Origin of the sequence: Hydrogenophaga defluvii (genome assembly GCF_042665235.1) — a bacterium.
In the GTDB taxonomy this organism is placed as follows: domain Bacteria; phylum Pseudomonadota; class Gammaproteobacteria; order Burkholderiales; family Burkholderiaceae_C; genus Hydrogenophaga; species Hydrogenophaga defluvii_A.
Genome location: NZ_JBHTBZ010000084.1, coordinates 1 through 1913, shown reverse-complemented (window position 1 = coordinate 1913; position 1913 = coordinate 1). Strand labels below are relative to the sequence as shown.

The following is a 1913-nucleotide window of genomic DNA, read 5'->3' as shown; positions in this document are numbered from 1 at the left end:
GCAGCTTGCCCGCTGTGTCGCGCATCGGAATCAGCAGGTGGTGCCCGTCGCACTTGATGCCGTGGGGCTTGATGCCCTTGCGCGTCAGGTACTCATGGCCGGTTGCAGGTGTCGCCTCATTCCAGATCAGCGCCGCCGCCTCGCTGGCCTGCTGTTGCGCCTGGGCATGTTCGGCTTCGCGTTGTGCCTGCATGGCCTTGATGCGCTGCCGGTGGGCTTCGCGCTCTGCCTGGGTCATGTCGTTGTCGGCCTTCGCGCACCATGTCGATTGAAGGCCGGTGCGCCAGCATCCGAAAGCCCCGGACGGGATGCCATCAAGGTGCAGGACATACCAGCCCGAATCGTCCCTGGGCTTGCCGTTGGTACTGAAGCGGTGCAACTTTCCATCGGCCACGATTTCATCGGGTGGCGTCAGGCCAGCGGCCAGCATCGCCGCGCGGAATTGTTCGATGGGGTCGCTCACAGCCGCCCCCCGATCTGTTCCAGAAACCGCCGCGCCGCGTCAATGGTGGGCAGGTGTCGCACAAGCCCCCAGCGTTCGGCCAAGAACGTCACCGGCCCGTCTGCCGGGTCTGTGCGGTGCAGGGTATGGCCCTTCAATGCGTACGCCGCGCGCAGCGTTGAAAACGCTTTGTCGTTGCGCTCACTGGTGGGAAAATCCAGATCGTTGATCGCGTTGCCTGCCGTGGGATTGCCGTCCCCGGTGGGCATTTCTTTTGGGGTGGTGTTGATCGCCATTTCCACCCCCTCAAGCGGCCATCAACACGGCCAGCTTTTCCGCGCGCTTGGCGTGCAGCGCCTTCACCAGTTCGCGGATTTGTTCATCGCTTGCGCCTGCAATGCGCGCCGCGTTGATGGCCTGCACTTCCTCACTAGGCCAACCGCTTGACCGTTCCCCGATCTTGACCGGCTGTGTCCACAGGCCAACACGGATCAACCCGTAGATGCTGGCGTGGGACCGATACCCTGCCTCATTCTTGCATTTGTCGATTCGCCAAATTGCCATCGCTGCCCACCTTTCGCGGCCCCTGTAGGGCGTTGTTTAGATGCGCAGAGTGTCCAAATTGGTAAAGAAGTGCGGGGGCAACTGCCCAAAGCAAATAGGCAATTGCCCATGAAACCCTTATTTCATGCGGCCTGCCAGGGCATCAGGGATTTTCTTCAGGTGGTTCTCGATGGTTGTTTCGCCGATGGAAACGCCCATAGTTGCCGCTGTGCTCTGAATCGTTCCGGCGGTTTTTGCGTGCTTGGTGAAGTCGTAGCCGGCGTCCTTGCAGAGCACGGCGATGATCGTCAGCAGCGTGTCGCGTTCCCGATTGGACAGTGGTTTTTCCGCTTGAGGCGTAGCTCCGTTGCCTTCGTGCGATGAAGCATGAGCGGGTGATCCCAAGTCAAACCTATAAGCCGATTTCAGTCCGTTTTCCCTCAACCAACGAGAAAGCTCGTGCCGCGAAAATCTCTGGCCGTGGAAGCTGACATCGCGATATTCCAGCCACCCTGTGAACGATGCGGTGTCGCCATGCTCGCGAAAACGCTCAAGGTTTGCCCATAGCGCAACGCTTCTAAGGACTGCAGCTTCTGGCATCAAATGCTCAGGCTCGGGTGCATCGTACGAAAAACAGGGTTCGATATACCCTTCAAACGCTGCACGCCCAATTGCGCCCTGATATGCAGTCTCCAATCGTTCTTGGAGGTGCCGCGCACTGAATTTATCAGCGTCAGGTCCTGAAGGGTCTACCCCCATCAGTAGATATGCCGCTTCTCTGCCTGTGAATGTTTCGGCTAAGTCCCAATGCGATAAATCAGCCATCCTTGCGCTCCCCGTCACGCCCCCCGAAAAGAAGCCAGCGCCGCCGGGTCAGGGTGTCCCGGTTTTCACCATCGGGGATCAGCCGATGGCTAGGCGTGGCGTC

3 protein-coding genes and 1 pseudogene are annotated in these 1913 nt (G+C 59.6%); all 4 read right to left on the bottom strand.

All coding sequences use genetic code 11. The features are described 5' to 3' along the window. A pseudogene (locus ACFQU0_RS20605) lies at window positions 1-463 on the bottom strand (toprim domain-containing protein); the annotation flags it as partial. After that, window positions 460-738, bottom strand: coding sequence for a hypothetical protein (locus ACFQU0_RS20600; RefSeq protein ID WP_382203948.1), 279 nt, complete (start codon window positions 736-738; stop codon window positions 460-462). The gene ACFQU0_RS20600 and the pseudogene ACFQU0_RS20605, both read right to left, overlap by 4 nt. A gap of 10 nt (window positions 739-748) precedes the next feature. Beyond that, window positions 749-1006, bottom strand: coding sequence for a helix-turn-helix transcriptional regulator (locus tag ACFQU0_RS20595; RefSeq protein ID WP_382203946.1), 258 nt, complete (start codon window positions 1004-1006; stop codon window positions 749-751). A 117-nt stretch (window positions 1007-1123) separates the two neighbouring features. After that, a complete protein-coding gene (locus ACFQU0_RS20590) occupies window positions 1124-1810 on the bottom strand; it encodes a hypothetical protein (RefSeq protein ID WP_382203944.1) in 687 nt (228 codons plus the stop codon). Window positions 1811-1913 lie beyond the last annotated feature (103 nt).

What these genes read in the sequence shown, in the direction of transcription:
- ACFQU0_RS20590 (WP_382203944.1), bottom strand. Translation starts at nt 1,810, where the DNA reads ATGGCTGATTTATCGCATTGGGACTTAGCCGAAACATTCACAGGCAGA.
- ACFQU0_RS20600 (WP_382203948.1), bottom strand. Translation starts at nt 738, where the DNA reads ATGGCGATCAACACCACCCCAAAAGAAATGCCCACCGGGGACGGCAAT.
- ACFQU0_RS20595 (WP_382203946.1), bottom strand. Translation starts at nt 1,006, where the DNA reads ATGGCAATTTGGCGAATCGACAAATGCAAGAATGAGGCAGGGTATCGG.